General features: G+C 60.6%; 25 protein-coding genes and 1 tRNA gene. 23 read left to right on the top strand and 3 right to left on the bottom strand.

The window, feature by feature from the left end:
- Positions 1–4: 4 nt before the first annotated feature.
- The 16 genes from rplF to prfA all read left to right on the top strand — a co-directional run bounded on the left by rplF (position 5) and on the right by prfA (position 9,794).
- On the top strand, positions 5–544 hold the full coding sequence (rplF, locus tag DXY29_RS02945) for a 50S ribosomal protein L6 (protein WP_115022789.1): 540 nt from the start codon (positions 5–7) through the stop codon (positions 542–544).
- Between the two features lie 33 nt (positions 545–577).
- Positions 578–946, top strand: coding sequence for a 50S ribosomal protein L18 (rplR, locus tag DXY29_RS02940; RefSeq protein ID WP_115022787.1), 369 nt, complete (start codon positions 578–580; stop codon positions 944–946).
- Between the two features lie 14 nt (positions 947–960).
- Positions 961–1,605 (top strand): 30S ribosomal protein S5, encoded by a 645-nt coding sequence (rpsE, locus tag DXY29_RS02935; RefSeq protein WP_011363379.1) that lies wholly within the window; start codon positions 961–963, stop codon positions 1,603–1,605.
- A 6-nt stretch (positions 1,606–1,611) separates the two neighbouring features.
- Positions 1,612–2,067, top strand: coding sequence for a 50S ribosomal protein L15 (gene rplO / locus DXY29_RS02930; RefSeq protein ID WP_115022785.1), 456 nt, complete (start codon positions 1,612–1,614; stop codon positions 2,065–2,067).
- Between the two features lie 104 nt (positions 2,068–2,171).
- Positions 2,172–3,491 carry a preprotein translocase subunit SecY gene (gene secY / locus DXY29_RS02925; protein WP_115022783.1) on the top strand — a complete coding sequence of 440 codons (1,320 nt, stop codon included), beginning with the start codon at positions 2,172–2,174 and terminating at the stop codon, positions 3,489–3,491.
- Between the two features lie 52 nt (positions 3,492–3,543).
- A complete protein-coding gene (locus DXY29_RS02920) occupies positions 3,544–4,095 on the top strand; it encodes an adenylate kinase (protein WP_115022781.1) in 552 nt (183 codons plus the stop codon).
- A 46-nt stretch (positions 4,096–4,141) separates the two neighbouring features.
- Positions 4,142–4,255, top strand: a complete 114-nt coding sequence (gene rpmJ, locus DXY29_RS02915) for a 50S ribosomal protein L36 (RefSeq protein ID WP_006850859.1) — start codon at positions 4,142–4,144, stop codon at positions 4,253–4,255.
- 69 nt (positions 4,256–4,324) lie between these two features.
- Positions 4,325–4,690 carry a 30S ribosomal protein S13 gene (rpsM, locus tag DXY29_RS02910; protein WP_115022779.1) on the top strand — a complete coding sequence of 122 codons (366 nt, stop codon included), beginning with the start codon at positions 4,325–4,327 and terminating at the stop codon, positions 4,688–4,690.
- A 35-nt stretch (positions 4,691–4,725) separates the two neighbouring features.
- Positions 4,726–5,118 (top strand): 30S ribosomal protein S11, encoded by a 393-nt coding sequence (gene rpsK / locus DXY29_RS02905; RefSeq protein WP_006850182.1) that lies wholly within the window; start codon positions 4,726–4,728, stop codon positions 5,116–5,118.
- 47 nt (positions 5,119–5,165) lie between these two features.
- On the top strand, positions 5,166–6,104 hold the full coding sequence (locus DXY29_RS02900; protein WP_115022776.1) for a DNA-directed RNA polymerase subunit alpha: 939 nt from the start codon (positions 5,166–5,168) through the stop codon (positions 6,102–6,104).
- Between the two features lie 49 nt (positions 6,105–6,153).
- Positions 6,154–6,504 (top strand): 50S ribosomal protein L17, encoded by a 351-nt coding sequence (gene rplQ / locus DXY29_RS02895; protein ID WP_006851925.1) that lies wholly within the window; start codon positions 6,154–6,156, stop codon positions 6,502–6,504.
- A 25-nt stretch (positions 6,505–6,529) separates the two neighbouring features.
- Entirely contained in the window at positions 6,530–7,411 is an 882-nt protein-coding gene (gene truA, locus DXY29_RS02890) for a tRNA pseudouridine(38-40) synthase TruA (RefSeq protein WP_115022774.1), read from the top strand.
- A gap of 157 nt (positions 7,412–7,568) precedes the next feature.
- On the top strand, positions 7,569–8,021 hold the full coding sequence (rplM, locus tag DXY29_RS02885) for a 50S ribosomal protein L13 (RefSeq protein WP_115022773.1): 453 nt from the start codon (positions 7,569–7,571) through the stop codon (positions 8,019–8,021).
- The gene (rpsI, locus tag DXY29_RS02880; protein WP_115022771.1) at positions 8,018–8,419 is read left to right on the top strand and encodes a 30S ribosomal protein S9; all 402 of its coding nucleotides are present in this window, start codon (positions 8,018–8,020) and stop codon (positions 8,417–8,419) included. Before rplM ends, rpsI begins: the two co-directional genes overlap by 4 nt.
- Positions 8,420–8,429: 10 nt before the next feature.
- Positions 8,430–8,681: a 50S ribosomal protein L31 gene (gene rpmE / locus DXY29_RS02875; RefSeq protein ID WP_115022769.1), complete on the top strand. Its 252-nt coding sequence runs from the start codon at positions 8,430–8,432 to the stop codon at positions 8,679–8,681.
- Between the two features lie 15 nt (positions 8,682–8,696).
- A complete protein-coding gene (gene prfA / locus DXY29_RS02870; protein ID WP_115022767.1) occupies positions 8,697–9,794 on the top strand; it encodes a peptide chain release factor 1 in 1,098 nt (365 codons plus the stop codon).
- A 3-nt stretch (positions 9,795–9,797) separates the two neighbouring features.
- Here the strand turns inward: prfA and DXY29_RS02865 are convergent, their stop codons facing one another.
- Positions 9,798–10,298 (bottom strand): HNH endonuclease, encoded by a 501-nt coding sequence (locus tag DXY29_RS02865; RefSeq protein WP_115022765.1) that lies wholly within the window; start codon positions 10,296–10,298, stop codon positions 9,798–9,800.
- Between the two features lie 69 nt (positions 10,299–10,367).
- Between DXY29_RS02865 and alr the strand changes: the two genes are divergently transcribed.
- On the top strand, positions 10,368–11,498 hold the full coding sequence (alr, locus tag DXY29_RS02860; RefSeq protein ID WP_170952096.1) for an alanine racemase: 1,131 nt from the start codon (positions 10,368–10,370) through the stop codon (positions 11,496–11,498).
- Positions 11,499–11,535: 37 nt separating this feature from the next.
- Positions 11,536–11,624, top strand: a tRNA-Ser gene (locus DXY29_RS02855).
- Between the two features lie 16 nt (positions 11,625–11,640).
- Here DXY29_RS02855 and DXY29_RS02850 read toward each other — a convergent pair.
- Complete coding sequence (locus DXY29_RS02850) at positions 11,641–12,555, bottom strand: serine hydrolase (protein ID WP_115022763.1); 915 nt, start codon at positions 12,553–12,555, stop codon at positions 11,641–11,643.
- A gap of 17 nt (positions 12,556–12,572) precedes the next feature.
- Between DXY29_RS02850 and DXY29_RS02845 the strand changes: the two genes are divergently transcribed.
- Both DXY29_RS02845 and DXY29_RS02840 read left to right on the top strand, forming a co-directional pair.
- On the top strand, positions 12,573–13,301 hold the full coding sequence (locus DXY29_RS02845; RefSeq protein WP_115022761.1) for a C40 family peptidase: 729 nt from the start codon (positions 12,573–12,575) through the stop codon (positions 13,299–13,301).
- A gap of 60 nt (positions 13,302–13,361) precedes the next feature.
- On the top strand, positions 13,362–14,324 hold the full coding sequence (locus tag DXY29_RS02840; RefSeq protein ID WP_115022759.1) for a glycosyltransferase family 2 protein: 963 nt from the start codon (positions 13,362–13,364) through the stop codon (positions 14,322–14,324).
- Here DXY29_RS02840 and DXY29_RS02835 read toward each other — a convergent pair.
- On the bottom strand, positions 14,282–14,749 hold the full coding sequence (locus DXY29_RS02835; protein WP_115022757.1) for a HEAT repeat domain-containing protein: 468 nt from the start codon (positions 14,747–14,749) through the stop codon (positions 14,282–14,284). The two genes, DXY29_RS02840 and DXY29_RS02835, sit on opposite strands and share 43 nt — an antisense overlap.
- 90 nt (positions 14,750–14,839) lie before the next feature.
- Here DXY29_RS02835 and DXY29_RS02830 point away from each other — a divergent pair, with 90 nt between their 5' ends.
- The 3 genes from DXY29_RS02830 to DXY29_RS02820 all read left to right on the top strand — a co-directional run bounded on the left by DXY29_RS02830 (position 14,840) and on the right by DXY29_RS02820 (position 18,717).
- Positions 14,840–14,956, top strand: a complete 117-nt coding sequence (locus DXY29_RS02830; protein ID WP_006851672.1) for a photosystem I reaction center subunit VIII — start codon at positions 14,840–14,842, stop codon at positions 14,954–14,956.
- Positions 14,957–14,999: 43 nt separating this feature from the next.
- On the top strand, positions 15,000–15,491 hold the full coding sequence (locus DXY29_RS02825) for a photosystem I reaction center protein subunit XI (RefSeq protein ID WP_115022755.1): 492 nt from the start codon (positions 15,000–15,002) through the stop codon (positions 15,489–15,491).
- Positions 15,492–15,600: 109 nt separating this feature from the next.
- The gene (locus tag DXY29_RS02820) at positions 15,601–18,717 is read left to right on the top strand and encodes an efflux RND transporter permease subunit (protein ID WP_115022753.1); all 3,117 of its coding nucleotides are present in this window, start codon (positions 15,601–15,603) and stop codon (positions 18,715–18,717) included.
- Positions 18,718–18,719: the final 2 nt, after the last annotated feature.

Raw genomic sequence — 18,719 nt, 5'->3', positions numbered from 1 at the left:
AACCATGTCACGAATCGGCAAAAACCCCGTTCCCGTCCCTGAGAAGGTCACGGTTTCCCTCGACGGACTCACCGTCAAGGTGAAAGGACCCAAGGGTGAACTGGAACGCACCCTTCCTGAAGGCGTCAGCGTCAGTCAGGACAACGACTCCATCGTGGTCTCACCCACGAGCACCAAGCGCATCTCCCGAGAGCGCCACGGCCTGAGCCGAACCCTGGTCGCCAACATGATCGAAGGGGTCAGCAACGGCTACAGCAAAGCTTTGGAGATCGTCGGCGTGGGCTCCCGTGCCCAGGTCAAAGGCAAAACCCTCGTGGTAAGTGCTGGCTACAGCCACCCCGTGGAGCTGGAGGCCCCTGAAGGCATCACCTTCAAGGTGGAAAACAACACCAGGGTGATCGTCTCCGGCATCGACAAGGAGCTGGTGGGCAACGAAGCCGCAAAGGTCCGCGCCGTCCGTCCCCCCGAGCCCTACAAGGGCAAGGGCATCAAGTACGAGGGCGAGCACATCCTGCGCAAGGCGGGCAAGTCCGGCAAGAAATAAGCCTTGTCCTGACGTTCCTTCCTTTCACCCACCATGTCCAAACTTTCCCGCAAACAACAGACGCAGAAACGCCACCGGCGTCTGCGCCGCCACATCACTGGCACCCCAGACCGTCCGCGGCTGGCAGTGTTCCGTTCCAACAATCACATCTACGCCCAAGTCATCGACGACGCGGCTCAGAGCACTCTCTGCTCTGCGTCCACCGTCGACAAAGAGCTGCGTACCGGTCTCAAGGCTCCTGCTGGTAGCTGCGACGCCTCCGTCGCCGTTGGCGAACTGGTGGCCAAGCGAGCCATCGCCAAAGGCATCCAGCAGGTGGTGTTCGACCGTGGCGGCAATCTGTACCACGGCCGGATTAAAGCCCTTGCCGACGCCGCCCGGGAAGCGGGCCTTCAGTTCTGATTCCTGCTTAACCCATGACAGATTCCTCCCCCCAATCCAATCCCAACGCCGTACCGGGTGCGGCCGACGTTCCAGCGGCAGCCGAAGGGCAGCAGCAACAGGAGCAACGCCGTGGTCGTGGCGACCGTGATGGTCGTCGTGGAGACCGTCGCGGCGGTCGCCGCGGCCAAGAGCGCGACTCCGAATGGCAGGAGCGTGTGGTGCAAATCCGCCGCGTCTCCAAGACCGTGAAAGGCGGCAAAAAGATGAGCTTCCGCGCCATCGTCGTCGTCGGCAACGAAAAAGGCCAAGTCGGCGTTGGTGTCGGCAAAGCTGGTGATGTGATCGGCGCCGTCCGCAAGGGTGTTGCCGACGGCAAAAAGCACCTCGTCAAAGTGCCATTGACCCGTCACAACTCCATCCCGACCCTCTCCAATGGTCGCGATGGTGCAGCAAGCGTGCTGATTCGCCCTGCAGCCCCTGGTACTGGTGTGATCGCCGGCGGATCCATCCGCACGGTGCTCGAACTCGCCGGCATCAAAAATGTCTTGGCCAAGCGCCTGGGCAGCAAGACACCCCTGAACAATGCCCGGGCTGCCATGGTGGCCCTGTCGCTTCTCCGCACCCACAAGGAGACGGCCAAGGAACGGGGAATCTCCCTCGAGCAGATCTACTCCTGATTCCCGATGACTCTCCGACTCGATTCCCTCAAATCCAATAAAGGCGCTCGTCGCCGCAAACTGCGCAAAGGTCGCGGCATCGCCGCAGGTCAGGGTGCCAGCTGCGGCTTCGGTATGCGCGGTCAAAAGTCCCGCTCTGGCCGCCCCACTCGTCCAGGCTTCGAAGGTGGCCAGATGCCTCTGTACCGCCGGGTACCGAAGCTGAAGCACTTCCCCCTGGTGAATCCCAAGCACTTCACTGTGCTCAATGTCTCGGCATTGAACAACGTGAAAGAGGGCAGCACCGTCAACCTGGATTCCCTGGTCAAGGACGGCATTGTGACCAGCCCCAAGCATCCGCTGAAGATGCTCGGTAATGGCGAACTGACAGCCAAAAAGCTGACAGTTCAGGCCTCAGCGTTCACCGCCTCCGCCCGCACCAAGATCGAAGCTGCAGGCGGCACCTGCGAAACCCTCGACTAAACGGGGGCTCGTCCCCCAGTCAGCCCTAGGGTCTGAGCCGTCCGCTGGATTTCGATCCACGGGCGGCTTCTTGGCTTTTCGCCCAACTTCACTTTCCTCCAGACATGCTCGTCAGTCGGGGTCGCAACCCCAACGCCTCCGAAGTGATCAGCCAGCTGATCACCAACCCTGGGCTACGCAGTCGCGTGCTCACCACGCTCGGGCTGCTGCTGTTGGTGCGTCTTGGGATCTACATCCCAATGCCAGGAATTGATCGAGAAGCGTTCAAGCAGTTCATCGATCAGGGCGGACAACTGATCGGCTTCCTGGACATCTTCACCGGTGGTGGCATTTCCACCTTGGGCATCTTTGCCCTGGGGATCCTGCCATTCATCAATGCTTCGATCATCCTCCAACTGCTAACCGCAGCTTTGCCTCAGTTGGAGGATCTGCAGAAGAATGAAGGTGAGGCAGGTCGGAGAAAGATCGCCCAGATCACCCGTTATGTCGCCTTGGGCTGGGGTCTCGTCCAGAGCGTGGTCTTCGCAATGATCCTGCGCCAGTACGCCGTGGAAGGCCTGAGCGAAGTGGTCTTTGTCGTGCAGACAGCGCTTGCCTTGGTCACCGGGTCAATGGTGGTGATGTGGCTTAGTGAAGTCATCACAGAGCGGGGCATTGGCCAAGGCGCTTCCCTTGTGATTTTCCTGAACATCGTCGCAACACTGCCTCGCACGCTTGGTGCGACGATCGAAGCCGCTCAGACTGGTGACCGCGACACCGTTCTTGGCATCGTTGTTCTGGTGCTGGTGTTCCTGGCCACGATCGTCGGAATCATCTTCGTGCAGGAGGGAGCGCGCCGGATCCCCATCGTGAGTGCAAAGCGCCAGGTGGGTGGAGCAGGCGTTCTCCCCACCCGTCAGAGCTACCTACCGCTCAAGCTGAACGCTGGTGGGGTTATGCCGATCATTTTCGCCTCGGCCCTGATTTTTCTTCCGGTCACCATCGCCAATCTGACCAAAAGCGAATTGTTGATCCGCGCAGCCAGCGCCCTGAACCCTGGAGCCGCTAACCCCTGGCCCTATGCGCTCACATTTTTTGCGTTGATCCTGGGTTTCTCGTATTTCTACGCATCACTCACCGTTAATCCCGCTGACATTGCCACGAACCTGAAACGCGGCGGTGTCGCCATTCCAGGCGTTCGCCCCGGCAGCGCCACCGCCACATATCTCTCGGGCGTCCAAAACCGTCTCACCTTGCTTGGTGGTCTGTTCCTCGGCGCCGTCGCGATCATTCCAGCTGGCGTCGAACGCGCCACCAATGTGCAGACCTTCCAAGGCCTTGGAGCCACTTCGCTGCTGATCTTGGTTGGTGTGGCCATCGACACGGCCAAGCAAGTCCAGACCTATGTGATTTCGCAGCGCTACGAAGGGCTCGTTCGCCAGTGAGCGCTGCTGAGCAGCGCACCTTCTGTTCTCTCAACTTCACGATTACGTCACCATGAAAAATCGCTTGCTCTTTCTTGGTCCTCCTGGAGCCGGCAAAGGCACCCAGGCTGCTCGCCTGTGCGATGCCAACAGCATGAAGCACCTGTCGACGGGTGATCTGCTGCGCTCCGAAGTCGCAGCAGGCAGCGAACTGGGCAAAGAAGCTGAAGCGGTGATGAACCGTGGCGAACTGGTCAGTGACGCCCTGGTGCTGGCCATCGTGGAAAGCCAGATGAAGGCTTTAACCACAGACGGCTGGCTTCTCGATGGGTTTCCCCGCACGGTCCCCCAGGCTGAAGCGCTGGAACCACTTCTTGCCGAACTCAAGCAACCCATCCAAGCCGTGGTTCTGCTGGAGCTCGATGACGCTGTTTTGATTGAACGGCTGCTGTCGCGGGGTCGCGCCGACGACAACGAAGCTGTGATCCGTAACCGCTTGGAGGTGTACCGGGAGAAGACAGCACCTCTGATTCGCTTCTACAGCGATAAGGAGCTGCTGGTGTCCGTCCCCGCCCAGGGCTCTGTAGAGGAGATCACCAAGCGGATCGAATTAGTGCTTGGTTGACCCGCATGGTAACGTTGCCGTTTGGAAATTTGGAGAGCCACGCCTCATGAAGGTGCGCAGCTCAGTCAAGAAAATGTGTGACAAGTGCCGGGTGATCCGTCGCCACGGCAAGGTCATGGTCATTTGCGCCAACCCCAAGCACAAACAGCGTCAGGGCTGATCCCCCGCTGTTCTGAACATCCTCGCCTCCAGGACCTCGGAGGCATCTGTCCTTTTCAATTGAACAACCGTGGCACGGATCGCCGGCGTTGACATTCCCCGCGACAAGCGGGTTGAAGTGTCCCTCACCTATATCTACGGAGTTGGTCTCACCCGCTCGCAGGCCATTCTGGCCAAAGCCGGTGTGAGCCCTGACATCCGGGTCAAAGATCTCGAGGACGGAGATCTTCAGAAGCTCCGGAATGCCATGGAGGAATACACCATTGAAGGTGACCTGCGCCGGCAGGAAGGCATGGCCTTGAAGCGCCTGCAGGACATTGGTTGCCTTCGTGGCCGTCGCCATCGCATGAGCCTTCCCGTTCGTGGACAGCGCACCCGCACCAACGCTCGGACCCGCCGCGGCGCGCGGAAAACTGTGGCCGGCAAGAAGAAGTAAGCCCTCAACGTCCTTAACCCTGACTGCATTCGGCCATGGCAAAAACCGTCAAAAAATCCGGGCCCAAGAAGGCCAAGCGCAACGTCCCCAACGGTGTTGCTCATATCCAGAGCACCTTTAACAACACCATCGTTTCGATCACCGACACTGCCGGTGAAGTGATTTCCTGGTCGTCCGCAGGTGCGAGTGGCTTCAAAGGTGCCCGCAAAGGAACCCCTTTCGCTGCTCAAACGGCTGCCGAAGCAGCGGCCCGTCGTGCCCTTGATCAAGGGATGCGCCAAATCGAAGTTCTGGTGAGAGGTCCTGGATCAGGACGCGAGACCGCCATCCGCGCTCTCCAGGTTGCTGGTCTCGAAATCACGCTCATCCGTGACGTCACCCCCCTGCCTCATAACGGTTGCCGGCGGCCTAAGCGCCGCCGCGTCTGAACCGACCTGATTTCCGTCCGGTTTCTCCACTTACCCCGATTCAGACAGTGCTGCAGTACCAGATTGATCGCATTGAGCATCAGGTATCCGAGGATCGCGCCCAATCGGGTGTGTTCCTGATTGGTCCGCTTGAACGTGGCCAGGCCACGACCTTGGGCAACGCGCTGCGTCGCGTGCTGATGGGTGGGCTCGAAGGCAGTGCCGTGACCGCGATTCGTATTGCAGGAGTCAATCACGAATACGCCACGGTGCCTGGTGTTCGTGAGGACGTGCTCGACATCCTGTTGAACTGCAAGGAGCTCACTGTCAACAGCCGCTCTGGCGAGCTCGAGATCGGCCGCCTCGTTGTGGCTGGTCCTGCCGAAGTCAAGGCCGGCGACCTTCAGTTTTCCTCCCAGGTCCAGGTGGTCGACACCGATCGTCCGATCGCGACTGTGGCCGATGGACACAGCCTTGAGCTGGAAGTTCATGTGGAACGCGGCGTCGGCTATCGCCCGGTTGATCGTTACAACGAAGAAACCAGTGCGATTGATCTGCTCCAGATCGATGCTGTGTTCATGCCCGTAACCCGGGTCAACTTCACCATCGATGAAACCGCCGTTGCCGAAGGCGGTTCAGCACGGGAGCGCCTTCGGATTGAGATCGTCACTGACGGTTCCATTACCCCTGACGACGCCCTAGCTCAATCAGCCAATCAACTGATCGAGCTGTTCCAGCCGCTGGCCACGGTCACTCTTGTTGAGGAAGTCCCTGCTGAGCCGGAGCCTTCGGCAGAAGCACAGATTCCGCTGGAAGAGTTGAACCTTTCGGTTCGTGCCTACAACTGCCTCAAGCGCGCTCAGGTCAACTCCGTGTCTGATCTGATGGGCTTCAGCTATGAGGATCTGCTCGAGATCAAGAACTTCGGTTCTAAATCCGCTGATGAAGTGATCGAAGCCCTCGAGCGCATCGGCATCTCCATCCCCCAGAGCCGCACCTCTGCATAACTGCAGCACGGCCTGAACGTCCTTTTTCGTCTTCGTCACCAACAGAACCATGCGTCATCAATGCCGAGTTCCTCAGCTGGGACGCCCAGCTGACCAGCGCAAGGCAATGCTGCGCGCCCTGACCACCCAGCTGATTCGGGAAGGTCGGGTTACCACCACCAAGGCACGGGCCAAGGCGCTTCGCGACGAAGCCGAGCGCATGATCACCCTGGCAAAGGACGGCAGCCTCGCCTCCCGCCGCAGGGCCATGGGATACATCTACGACAAGCAGCTTGTCCACGCTTTGTTCGACAAGGCCCCCAACCGCTACAGCGATCGCAAAGGTGGTTACACCCGTATCACCCGGACTGTTCCCCGTCGTGGTGATAACGCCGAAATGGCCATCATTGAACTGGTCTGATCACACCTCACGTCAGTCCTGACGTTTGAACCTCGAACCCTCGTCTGCAGGTCCTGAGTCGTCGTCCCTTCAGAGGATTGCGCTCAGTCTTCAGTACGAGGGTTCTTCGTTTTGTGGATGGCAGCGTCAACGCAACGGTCGCAGCGTTCAGGCCGTGCTGGAGGATGCCATTGCACAGCTTGATCCGCATCGGCCTGTGCAGAGCTTCGCTGCAGGCCGAACTGACGCCGGTGTTCATGCTGCAGGCCAGGTCGTGCATTTCGACTGCAGTGGTCCGATCCCGGCTCGCAAATGGGCCCCCGCCTTGAACGGACGCCTCCCCAGCACGATTCGTGTGCGCGAATCCGTCACCCGTCCGCTCGATTGGCATGCCTGTTATTCGGCCACATACCGGCGATACAGGTACACGATTTACAACGGACGACGTCCCAACTTGTTTCTCAGTCCGTGGAGCTGGCACCGTTACCAACACAGGCTGGATGCGTCCCGCATGCGGGACGCTTTGAACACGATGCTTGGCCTGCACGACTTCAGTGCCTTCATGAAGGCAGGCAGCCGTCGCGCCCATGCCCGAACAACGGTGCAGGAGGTTCTCGTGGAACGTGATGGCGATCTTCTACGGGTCGAAATTCAGGCCAGCGGTTTTCTGTACGGCATGGTTCGCCTGCTGATGGCCCAGCTGGTGGCAGTCGGCGAGCACAGGCTCAGCGTTGCTGCCTTTGAACAGCGCTGGCGCGAACGACGACGCCATGAGGTGAAGGAGGCAGCACCCGCCTCGGGGCTCTGCCTGCTTCGGGCTGGCTATGCCGAGCCCATCTTCACCAAAGCCGGCTGGTATAATAGTCAGCCGTGGTTTTTTCTGGCTGAGAACGATCCGCCTCCGGATCCACCCTCAACGCCGGGATAAACGGGCCTCTACTCGGAGTGCTGCCCAACTCGAAGGAGCTGGAGGGCTGAAGAGTAAGCTCGATCTTTGAGCCCCGTCAGGTCCAGATCTGGACCGACCCCCTTTGCCCAGTTCCGCTGCAACAGGCGGGACATACCCGAACCGGCATGCCGGCGCGATGAACAAGACCTCTCTCCCCCCGATTGATTCGATCGACCGCCAGTGGTACGTGGTGGACGCTGAGAATCAGACCCTCGGCCGCCTGGCCACTGAGGTAGCCGCCGTGCTTCGCGGCAAGAACAACCCCAGCTTCACCCCCCATCTGGACACCGGTGATTTTGTCGTCGTTGTGAACGCCGAGAAAATCAAAGTCACCGGCAGAAAGCCCCAGCAGAAGCTGTACCGCCGTCACTCCGGACGTCCCGGGGGCATGAAGGTTGAAACCTTTGAGGCTCTGCAGGAACGGATTCCAGAGCGGATTGTGGAGAAGGCCATCAAAGGCATGCTTCCTCACAACGCTTTGGGCCGCCAGATGTTCCGCAAGCTCAAGGTCTACAAGGGCACCGAGCATCCCCATGCGGCTCAGAAGCCCCAGCCTCTCCAGCTCAACCCCTCCGCATCCGCCAAATGAGCAGCAACTCCGTCGTTTACTGGGGCACCGGTCGCCGTAAGACCTCAGTCGCCCGTGTACGCCTTGTTCCCGGCAATGGAACGATCACGATCAATGGTCGTCCCGGTGACAACTATCTGAACTACAACCCCTCGTACATCGCAGCGGTCAAAGCTCCCCTGGAGACCCTTGGCCTCACTAGCGAATACGACATTCTGGTGAATGTTCACGGCGGTGGACTTACAGGTCAGTCAGGCGCCATCAAGCAGGGTGCAGCCCGCGCCCTCTGTGAGCTTTCCGCTGACAACCGCAAGCCTCTCAAGACGGAAGGTCACCTGAGCCGCGACCCCCGTGCCAAGGAACGTCGCAAGTACGGTCTCAAGAAAGCCCGTAAGGCTCCTCAGTTCTCCAAGCGCTGATTTTTTACCAATGCCAAAGCCCGACATCCACCCCACCTGGTATCCCGACGCCAAGGTGATCTGCAACGGCGAAGTGGTCATGACCACTGGTGCCACCCAGCCAGAGATCCATGTCGACGTCTGGAGCGGCAACCACCCCTTCTTCACCGGCACCCAGAAGATCCTCGACACCGAGGGACGCGTGGACCGCTTCATGAAGAAGTACGGCATGGGCACCAAAAAGAAAGGTGCCGAACCAGCCCAGGCCGAGTCCAAGGCCTGAGGGTGAGCACGGGGCATGGACGCCTCGACGTTGTTTTCTCGGCTGGAAACGGCCACAGCCAGCTTCCGCAACCTCGAGCGGCAGCTGGCTGATCCTGATGTGGCCGCTGACCCAAAGCGGCTCGAATCGATCGCGCGGGAGCGATCAAGGCTTGAGCCGCTTGTGCTCGATTTTGAGGAACTGAAAAAGCTCGAGAACGAGCGGGATTCAGCACGTCAGCTGCTCAAAGACAGCCGCGGTGATGCCGCGATGGAGGAACTGGCCCAGGATGAACTGGTCAGCCTCCAGGAAAAGCACACAACGCTGACGGAGCGACTCACCCTGGCTCTACTACCGCGGGATCCCCGCGATGAGCGCAGTGTGATGCTCGAAATTCGAGCCGGTGCAGGAGGCGATGAGGCCTGTCTCTGGGCCGGTGATCTGGCTCGGATGTACGAGCGTTACAGCCAGAAGGTGGGCTGGGCGGTGCAGCCGATGAGCTGCACGGAGGCCGACCTGGGAGGGTTTCGAGAGCTGATCCTTTCGGTGCGCGGCGACAGCGTGTACAGCCAACTGAAATTTGAAGCGGGGGTCCATCGGGTTCAACGCGTCCCGGCTACGGAATCCCAGGGGCGGGTTCACACCTCCACCGCCACTGTGGCGGTGATGCCGGAAGCCGATGCAGTGGAAGTTCAGCTTGATCCAAAGGATCTGGAGATCAGCACCGCCCGCTCGGGTGGTGCAGGGGGACAGAACGTCAACAAGGTGGAAACCGCCGTGGACCTCCTCCACAAACCCACGGGCATCCGCGTGTTCTGCACCCAGGAACGCTCCCAGTTACAGAACCGGGAACGGGCCCTGGAAATCCTCCGGGCCAAATTGCTGGAGCGGGAACAAGCTGCTGCTGCGGAACGGGAAAGCAGCAACCGACGCGCTCAGGTCGGCAGTGGAGACCGCTCCGAAAAAATCCGCACGTACAACTACAAGGACAACCGAACCACCGATCACCGGCTGGGCCGGAACTTCACTCTGGAGCCTGTGCTGGAGGGCCAATTAGAGGACCTGATCGGTGCCTGCATCGCCGAAGAACAACGTCAGAAACTCGAAGCCCTGAGCGAACAGACCGACGCCTGACGTTCAAGAACCGATGACGTATTTCGCCCATTCCTGGTGATGGCCTGAATGGATCTGACGCCGGGCCTCGAAACTGAGGCTGCTGGCCGGACGGCGCGGCACATGGCTCAGAGGCATGGCCGCCTCCTTTGGCGTTCGGTTGCCCTTGCGAACATTGCAGCTGAGGCAGGCTGTTGTCACGTTTTCCCAGGTGTCGCCGCCTCCACGACTTCGTGGCATCACATGGTCGATCGATAAATGATCGTCACGACTGCCGCAGTACTGGCAGGTGTGGTTGTCCCGCTGAAACACATTGCGACGCGTCAGGGGCAGCTGGCGGAAGGGCACCCGTACGTATTGGCGCAATCGGATCACGGTCGGCAGGTGGGTGCCCTGACGAAGTTGCCGACAGGGGTCATGTTCCAGACCTTCGGCCTTTCCCTTCAGCATCATCACCACCGCCCGCCTCCAGGTGGTGATATTGAGCGGCTCATAGGACGCATTGAGAACGAGAACCTGGCCCATGCCAGCTCACTCAATAAGCGTCATGCTATCGGCCACATGAAGCCGTCTCGGTAGCGCCGAGCACCGCCTGTGATTCCGGAGCTGAATCCACGTCAGCGTGCCTGGGTGGAAGTCTCACCTGCAGCGATTCGGGCCAATGCCAAGGCTCTCTGCCATCACCTTGGCCCTCGCACCCAGTTGATGGCGGTTGTGAAGGCCGATGGCTATGGCCATGGCGCCGAGACCGTGGCACGAGCAGCACTCCAGGGGGGAGCCACCAGCCTTGGAGTAGCCACACTCCAGGAAGGCCTCGAGCTGCGCCGGGCTGGTCTGGAGGCACCGGTGCTGTTGCTGAGCAACCTCCACGAACCGGACGACCTACACACCTGCCTGCACTGGCGATTGATGCCCACCCTGAGCAGCCTCAGCGATGCTCAGCTGTGCAACGCGCTCGCAGCCGACAGTGGTCGACGTTTCGACGTGCAGCTGAAGATCGACACCGGCATGGCACGGCTGGGCTGCTCCCTCAGCGACAGTCATCAGACCGCAGCGGGGCTTCAAAGCCTGGAACATCTGAATCTGGTGGGTATCTACAGCCATCTGGCCTGTGCAGACGAACCCGACGATTCCCTGACAAGCATCCAGCAGGATCGCTTCGTCAACATGCTTTCGGCCGTGCCACAAGAGGGCGACAGCATCACCCGCCATCTAGCCAACTCCGCTGGAACCTTGCTCAATCGTGAGCTGCACCACGACCTCGTCCGCGTCGGCCTGGCCTTGTACGGCCATGCCCCTGCTGCCCACCTGAGCGACGTCATTCCCCTGCAACCCGCCCTGGCCGTACGTGCCCGGGTCAGCCTCATCCGTGCAGTCCCTGCCGGAACAGGCGTCAGCTACGGCCATCGCTTCGTCACGCAGCGCCCCTCCCGACTAGCGGTGGTGGGCCTGGGCTATGCCGATGGCGTTCTGCGGTCTCTCAGCGGGCACATTCATGCCATACATCGGAATCACCTGCTCCCGCAGGTGGGGGCCATCACCATGGACCAGCTTCTGATTGATGCCACCGATGCACCCGAACTGAAAGAAGGCGACATCGTCACCTTGCTTGGTCGAGACGGCGAGCTTGAATTGAGCCCTCAACGTTGGAGCGATCACTGCGGTTCGATTCCCTGGGAAATCCTCTGCGGTTTCAAACGACGCTTGCCCCGCGTGGAAGTCTGACCAACTGCCCAGCACTTGGTACTCTGGGTGCGCCGCTGGAGAGGTGGCTGAGTGGTTGAAAGCGGCTCCCTGCTAAGGAGTTACAGGAGGCAACTTCTGTCGAGGGTTCGAATCCCTCCCTCTCCGTTCCAAGCTCATGTGCTTAATCCACCCGCTCCTCGGAGCTGGTGAACTGGCTGAGTTGCCGTGCCAACTCCGGTAAAAGGGATGCATCCCTGGCACGATCAGGGCCCGTTGTGAACACCACCAGCAAGGTCGGTGGCTGCTGATCGGGAGCCTGAAACCAAGCCGCATCATGACGGGCCTGACTCATCCAACCGGCCTTGCTCCACAGTTGCGTTTCCTCGGGTAAGCCCTCGCCGAGGAACCCATCCACCTGGTTCTCAGGATCGGCACGCCGCTGCTGCTGATCCAGCGAGCGCTGCAACAGACCTTGCAGCCGACGACATGCCGGCGGCGACACCACCGCACCGGTCATGACGGCCTCCAACATCCGGGCTGTCGCGACGGTGGACAAGCCATTGCGGTTGCTGTTGTCGGCTCCATAGAAGATTTTCTCCCGGCCATAGGGACCATCTCCCCAGGTCTTCTGACAGCAATTCACCGCCTCCAGCTCTGGCCAGGCCAAGCTCTGCAGCCAGGCATTGATCAAGCGACGCTGCTGGGTCCAGAGCTCCCAGCGCTCGCCATGGAGTGCAGGGCCGCTGGTGGTGCCCGTAAGCAGATCAACCACGAGCCCAGTGGCATCGTTGCTGGAGTCGGCGATCATGTCGCGCACGGCGCGCTGCAGTTCATCACCGTCTGGGATCAGGTCGCGCTGCAACCACTGCTCAACGGCGACGGCATAAAACAGTTTGACCACGCTGGCCGGATAGAGGATCCGGTCTTGATTCCAGGAGGCGCCGCACCCCTGACCAGCCTCCGGTGCAGCATCGGTGTAACGCACCCAGGTGATCGCCAAACTGTTGCGCAGCCCCGGACGGCCGTCTGCATCGAGCGCATCGAGTGCCGTCTCAAGCCGAGCCGCCATGTCGGGATCGGGACGGTAGAACGCCATAGCGATTCGATTGGGCCATGGCGACGTTAGGCACCCTGCTGGCCCCAGACCTGATTCAGGCAGGTTCCAGCTGGCAGCTGTGTGAGGACGTCAATGGTTATGCGCGACCTAATGGCGAGAATCTGACCACGCAGGCCTGTCGTGGACGCCGCTTTCGCATCTTGGAGAAGCAGCGCAACAGGATCGCCGTGCAGCTGCTGGAGGATGGTTACCGCTGCTGGTTGGACCTTGAGGCTGTCCTGGGGCGAGCTGAGCAATGCTCACCCTGGAGACCGTCGCTGCTGAGCGAGTCGGACATTGAACGGAGGCTGCCCGGCGTGCTCGCCTGGAGCGAAACCGCCCAGCAACAGCCCAATACCTATCTGTGGGGCGGAACCACCGAGCCGGACATGGATTGTTCCGGCCTGATGCAAATGGCCTTCGCCAGCCAAGGCATTTGGATTCCGCGAGACGCCTACCAACAAGAACGGTTCTGCCAACCGATTGCTGCTCTTCCCGACGATTACAGCCTGCTGAAACCGGGAGATCTGCTGTTTTTCGGCACACGCCGGCGTTGCACCCATGTGGGGCTTCATCTCGGCGATGGCCGCTATCGCCACAGCTCAGGCCAGGCCCATGGGCGCAATGGAATCGGCATCGACAGTCTCCACAGCCGCGACCGACACCCGGTCGCTTGCCATTACCGAGCTGAATTTCGCAGCGCAGGTCGTGTGGTTCGTTGCCATGACGGATCCCATCTCTCCTGACGCTGTCAGCAAGATCGGCAGGGACCCTGCTTAAGTTGAGCGACTCGCAGCGCGACCGGCATGAGTGCACCTCTGAATCTCTCGGTGGTGGTGCCGCTGTACAACGAAGAGGAAAGCCTTCCCCATCTGGTTAACCAGCTCATCTCGGCACTGCGTCCAACCGGTGAGACATTTGAACTGGTCCTTGTCGACGATGGATCCAGCGACCGCACCGCAGAAGTGCTGGCACAAGTCAGCAGCGACGTACCGGAAGTAGTGGCTGTGCTGCTGCGCAAGAACTATGGGCAGACCGCAGCCATGGCAGCAGGGTTTGACGTTGCTGGTGGAGAGGTCATCGTCAGCCTGGATGGCGATCTTCAGAACGATCCAGCCGACATCCCAATGCTGTTGGCCAAATTGCGAGAGGGATATGACCTTGTGAGTGGCTGGCGCCATCAGCGCCAGGACGCCGCGCTTCAACGCAAATTGCCCTCCCGGATGGCCAACCGTTTGATCGGACGGGTGACCGGCGTGCGACTTCATGACTACGGCTGCTCACTGAAGGCCTATCGACGGGAGGTGCTGGCAGATATGCGGCTGTATGGAGAGCTGCATCGCTTTCTTCCCGCCCTGGCCTTCATCGAGGGCGCAAGAATCACCGAAGTGAAGGTGAATCACCGCGCCCGCCAGTTCGGCAGCAGCAAGTACGGGATCGACCGCACCTTCCGGGTGTTGATGGATCTGCTCACCGTCTGGTTCATGAAGCGGTTCCTAACCCGACCGATGTATGTGTTCGGCTTCGGGGGCTTGCTCGCGATTGCCGCCAGCTTGATTGCCAGCACCTACTTACTGGCGATCAAAGTGATGGGGGGCGACATCGCCAACCGCCCTCTGCTCACACTGGCCGTGGTGCTCGGGTTAGCAGGGATTCAGCTGTTCTGCTTCGGACTCCTCGGTGAACTGCTGATCCGCACGTATCACGAAAGCCAGGATCGGCCGATCTATCGCATCCGTGAAACGTTGCGGGGCAGTCGAGCCGCCTGAAGGGTCGGAGCCGCAGCTGGAGCACCACGGAACGGCGCGATCGCGGCGGCCGCCTCTTCCACCACGCGTGCATCACTGTCCCGCAGCGCTTGGCGCAGCAAAGGAAGCGCTGAACGATGCCCCCATCGAGCCGCCAAACGGACGGCACGCAACCGTTCCTCTGGCCCAGCCTCCATATCAGCTTTCAAGCGACGCTGCAAAGCAAGATGCTCCAGCTCGCTTGTTGGTGCCGTCCAGGACTCCAGTGACCCATCAGCGGAATCCCCATCAGAGGCTGGCTCAATCACCAGTTCCAGCTGGGCGCGATTGAGCTGGGCAATACCACTGGCATCGGTGCTGGAGAGCATCGGCTTGACCGGTTTCCTGCGCAACCAGAGCACCACCGTGAGCAGGACGACGGCACCAGGGAGGAGAACGTTCTGCATGCGGATTGAACTTTTATGTCGCCGACGCGGCCTAAAGCAGGCCGTCAGATCGGACCTCCTTACAGTAGCTGCGAAGCTTTTGGCCTCGACATGACTGGAGATTTCGCTGCTGCCTGGCTGCCTGCGATTTTTGTGCCCATCACCGGAATCGTTTTTCCCGCAGTGTTCATCGTCCTTGTTGGTCGAGTGATCACCGCTGCCGAGTGACCGCGAACTGCGGATCGTTTCAACCCCTCAGCACTCGTAACTCATGACTGTCACTCCTGCTGCTGATCCCTGCGTCGGCAATCTTGCGACCCCCGTCAACAGCGGTTATTTCATCAAGGGACTGATCAACAACCTGCCCCTTTACCGCCCTGGGATTTCCCCGAACTTCCGTGGCCTGGAAACGGGCGCAGCTTTCGGTTATCTGCTCTTCGGACCTTTCACCATCTGTGGCCCTTTGCGTGCCACCGAGTATCAGCAAACCGCCGGTCTGCTGGCCGCCATTGGTGCTGTTCACATCCTCAGCCTGCTGTTCTTGCTGTACAACCAGCCCGGCAAGCAACCCAACATCCCCCCGGCAGACGTCACGGTTGAGAATCCTCCCGCCGACCTCTTCACCCGCACAGGTTGGTCCGACTTCACCAGTGGGTTCTGGCTTGGTGGCTGCGGCGGCGCCGTTTTTGCCTGGTTCCTCTGCAACACCGTTCACGTTCAGGATCTGTTCAAGATCGCTGCTGGTGTCTGGAGCGTCGGCTGAATTCATTCACCCGAGCCCTTCACCCAAACCATTAATCCCCCGGTTGCTTGCCCCGCAGGCAATCGGGGGATTTTTCCTGCCAAGATCCACACACTTTTGAGACGTCCAGGTGCGGTCGATCTCCCAGCCGTTTCTCCGACGGCCGGTCCTTACGGTCGTCTGCAGCCTGCTGATCCTCCTGGCGGGCTGCACAGCGCTGTTCGGCCTTGGGCTAGAGGATCTTCCGCCACTCGCGCCCACCCGCGTCAGCGTTAACGCCAGCTTCCCTGCGGCTTCGCCGGAGGTGGTGGAGCAGAGCGTGACACGGGTGTTGGAACAACAGCTGAATGGCCTTGAAGGGGTCGAAAGCATCAGCTCAACCAGCAGGCAAGGCGGCGCCAGCATCTCGTTGCGATTCAACGCGGGAGATCCCGAGCTGAATGCCATCAAGGTGCAGAACGAGGTCAACCTCGCAAGCCGCCGGTTGCCTCAAGCGGTGACGCGCCAGGGACTCCAGGTGCGTCGCTCCTCGGAAGACCTGTTGATGATCTTGGGGTTCAGCCACCCACCCGATCAATACGTCCCGACTTTTCTCACAGGTTGGCTGGACCAGACCCTGCGCGACGCACTGCTCACCACACCAGGCATCGGCGATGTGCAGATCTTCGGCAGCAGTGAACTCTCCTTTCGCCTGTGGCTGGATCCGCAACGCCTCGAACAAACCAACCTGACCCTTGGCGATGTCAGCCGAGCCCTGGCTGAACAGAATGTTTTGGCTGCCGTTGGCAGCATTGGCGCGGCCCCTGTTCCATCGGGCCAGCTGCTGAGCCTTCCGGTGGAAGCGGAGGGGCGCCTCCGCAGCAGGTCGGATTTCGAGAATCTCGTGTTGCGCCGGCTGGACAACGGCGGGCTGCTGCGACTGAAGGATGTGGGACGGGTTGCCCTCGGACAGCGCAACTACGGACGAGAGGCCATGAATTTGGACGGGGAGCGCTCCGTCGCCGTGGGGATCTACCAGCGTGACGGGGCCAATGCCCTGGAGGTGAGCAGGGCGATCAAGCGCAAGTTGCAGCAGTTGGGACCGAGCTTCCCGCCGGGCATCGAGCTTTCGATGATCGTTGATGTGGCCGACACGGTTGAGGCCAACCTTGATCGCACCTTCATCACTTTGCGCGATGCCGTGCTGCTGGTGCTGGTCGTGCTGGTGCTGTTTTTGGGCCGATGGCGCCTCGCCCTGATCCCGGGCCTTGCCGTGCCGGTGGCGCTGGTGGGAAGCCTCAGCCTTGTGAAGCTGAGCGGTTCCAACCTCAACAGCCTGATCCTGTTTGGGCTGGTGCTGGCCACCGGGATCGTTGTGGATGACGCCATCGTCGTAAGCGAAGACATCGCCGGACGCATCGAACAGGGCACCCCCCCCGAACAGGCGGCGGAAGACGCAATGGCTGAGCTGGCGACTGCTGTTGTGGCCACCTCATTGGTGTTGGCAGCTGTGTTCCTTCCCGTGCTGCTCATTCCTGGATCGATTGGACGCCTTTATCAACCCATCGCCCTGGCCATCAGCGGAGCGATTCTGTTCTCCACCTTGAATGCGCTCAGCTTTACCCCGATGGCCTGCGCCCGTGTGTTGGGTCCAGGTGGTGGCCGTCTTCCTGGGGCCATCGGCAAGCTCAGCCGCTGGCTTCGGGAGGGAATGCAAACACTGCAATGCCAATACGCGAAGCACCTCGAGCACTGGCTGCAGCGAAAGCGGCTCATCGCCTTTGTGCTGCTGAGCGGCCTTGTCATCACAGCCTCAGGGTTGGCGGTGATGCCGACAGCTTTCATCCCCGATGACGACCAAGGTCAGATCCGCGGCTACTTCACCCTTCCCGACGGCGCCAGCCTCGAGCGCAGCGTGGCCGTGATGGACGACATCCGGCGCGTCGTCAGCGAAGAACCGCTGGTGCGCACCGGCAACTTCTATGCCGGCAGTTCGTTCGGACAGAGCGGAGAAGACCGAGGTTCCTTCTACCTGCGACTGCAAGCCCTGAAAGATCGGCCCGGCGTTGAGCAGAGCAGTGGCGCCATCAAACGCCGTCTCAACCGCAAGATTCAGCAACGGGTCGGCGATGCCAGGGTCGTGCTGATTACCCCTCCGGCAGTGCGGGGCTTCAGCAGTGAATCAGGACTCTCTCTTGAACTGCTGGACCGCAGCGGCGGCCAATTAAGCCTGGAGCAATTCGGCCGAGTCGCCCAAGAGTTCATTCAAACGGCTCAAGCGACAGACAGCTTTGAACGGGTGAGCACCCGCTTCGATGCCAGTTTCCCCCGCTGGCGCCTGGAGCTCGATCGCGACCAACTGGCCGCTCTCGACCTCGACTACGGCGCAACACTGCGGGAAATCGGCACAGCTTTCGGTGGCCGCTACATCGACGACACCTTCGACGGCGGTCGGATCCGCTCGATTGTTCTGCAGCTGGATGGCCGCGAGCGACGTCGCCCCGAAGATCTCACCGGCCTAATGGTGCGGAATCGCAGCGGTGAGCTGGTGTCCGTGGCAACAGTGGCCAGCTTGAGCCGAGAGGAGGGCGTCAACAACATTCGCCATTTCGGACTCAACCGAGCGATCCGCATCACCGCCATCCCCGCTCCAAGGGTCAGCAGCGGTGAAGCCATCGACGCTCTAACCCAGGCAGGAGAACGGATTGGAGGCAGCAACATCGGGTTGGCCTTCACAGGCCTGGCGTTGGAAGAACAAAGGGCTGCACAGGTGACCTGGGTGCTGTTCGGCCTTGGTGTGACTGTGGTGTATCTGCTTCTGGCCGCGCTCTACGAGAGTTTCGTCGACCCGTTGATCATTCTGCTGACGGTGCCGATGGCTCTGCTCGGAGCTCTGATCGGCTTGAAATTGCGGGGCCTTCCGCTGGATGTCTACGGCCAGATGGGACTCCTGGTGCTGGTGAGCCTGGCGGCCAAGAACGGAATTTTGATCGTGGAATTCGCCAACCAACGGCTTGCAGCAGGCCTGGAACTGCGCCAAGCAGTGGTCGACGCTGCCGTGAACAGGATGCGCCCAATCCTGCTGACAGCGGTCACATCCTTGGCGGGTTTCCTACCTCTTCTGCTCGCCCAGGGCACGGGAGCCGCCAGCCGGATCAGCATCGGCACCGTGGTCTTCAGTGGACTGCTAGTGGCCTCGTCGCTGTCCCTGTTTGCAGTCCCTGCTGTCTACCTGCTGTTGAAACGCGATCGAATGCCCACCGCGTAGGG

The organism is Synechococcus sp. UW69 (assembly GCF_900474185.1).
Classification (GTDB): domain Bacteria; phylum Cyanobacteriota; class Cyanobacteriia; order PCC-6307; family Cyanobiaceae; genus Parasynechococcus.
This window is presented reverse-complemented; position numbering and strand designations above follow the sequence as displayed.